Below are 1,198 nucleotides of genomic sequence, written 5' to 3'. Positions count from 1 at the left end.
GGGTCGTGTGGACCGGAGGGGGCGTCTGACGTGGCAGGGGTTCCCTCGGGGGTGCCGCGGTGGCGGTCCCACCCGCCTCCGTGAACGAGAAGCCGGTCCCCGCCTGGTAGTTGCCCGAGCGCTCCTCGCGGGTGAGTTCCCTGCGCTCCTCGGGCCTGCTCAGGGAGATCTGTCGCCTCTTGCGCAGCTGCAGGCCCACGACCAGTGCCAGGAGGGCGAGCAACAGGACGGCGACGACGGCGATGACGATCCAGGTGGTGTTCACGGTGCCCAGTATGGACGACGCCCCCCGTCCTCATCCCGGCCCCGGGTGTCGAGGGCGGCCCTAGACTGGCGCCCATTCCCGTAAGGAGGTGTCCGCGCGTGACCGAGGTCGCTGCTCCGCACGAGCCGGCCGGGGCCCGGAGACCACACCTCCGGCGCGCCCACGCCGTCCCCACCTGGGCGGCGAAGACTGTCCTAGCCGTGACGGGTCTGATCTTCACCTCGTTCGTCGTCGTGCACATGATCGGCAACCTCAAGGTCTTCGGCGGCGCGGCCGGATTCGACGGGTACGCCGAGTGGTTGCGGACCCTGCTCTACCCGCTGGTCCCCCACGAGGGCGTGTTGTGGGGCCTGAGGGTGGTGCTGGTGCTGAGCCTGGTGGCGCACATCGGGTGTTCCGCGCTGCTCGTGCGACGCTCGCGGGCGGCGGCGGGCCCCCGTCGTCGTCGCGCCGGCCTGAACGCCACCTCATTCGGCGCGCGGACCATGATGTTGACCGGTGTGGTGCTGCTGCTGTTCGTGGTCTTCCATGTCCTGGACATGACCACCGGCACGCCTCCTGCGGCCAGTGACTCGTTCGTCCCCGGGTCGCCGTACGCCAACCTCGTGGCCAGCTTCGCCAGGCCCTGGGTGGCGGCGTTCTACGGGATCACCATGGCTCTGCTCGCGGTGCACGTGGCGCACGGCGTGCGGACGGCGGCGGGGGACCTCGGCGTGACGGGGGTCCGGAGTCGCGCGGTGGTGACGGTCGTCGGTGGGGTCGCCGCTGTCGCCGTCCTGGTGGGCAACGCCATGATCCCGATCGCCGTCCAGGCCGGATGGCTGTCGTGACCCGCCCACGCACCCCGGGCGTGTCGAGCGCCTTCACGGCACCGCCCGTCACCGCCCCCGGCGCGCGGGCCGGCGACACCCTGGACTCGGGCGCCCCCGGTGG

1 protein-coding gene and 1 pseudogene are annotated in these 1,198 nt (G+C 72.1%); one reads left to right on the top strand and one right to left on the bottom strand.

Annotated elements, in window-relative coordinates; translation table 11 throughout:
* A pseudogene (locus IY392_RS13850) lies at positions 1-265 on the bottom strand (signal recognition particle-docking protein FtsY); the annotation flags it as partial.
* Between the two features lie 98 nt (positions 266-363).
* Between IY392_RS13850 and IY392_RS13845 the strand changes: the two are divergent.
* Positions 364-1,095: a succinate dehydrogenase cytochrome b subunit gene (locus IY392_RS13845; RefSeq protein WP_194861523.1), complete on the top strand. Its 732-nt coding sequence runs from the start codon at positions 364-366 to the stop codon at positions 1,093-1,095.
* Positions 1,096-1,198: the final 103 nt, after the last annotated feature.

Origin of the sequence: Dietzia sp. SYD-A1 (genome assembly GCF_015356725.1) — a bacterium.
Classification (GTDB): domain Bacteria; phylum Actinomycetota; class Actinomycetes; order Mycobacteriales; family Mycobacteriaceae; genus Dietzia.
The sequence above is the reverse complement of the archived record's forward strand: the minus strand, read 5'-3'. Positions and strand labels throughout refer to the sequence as shown.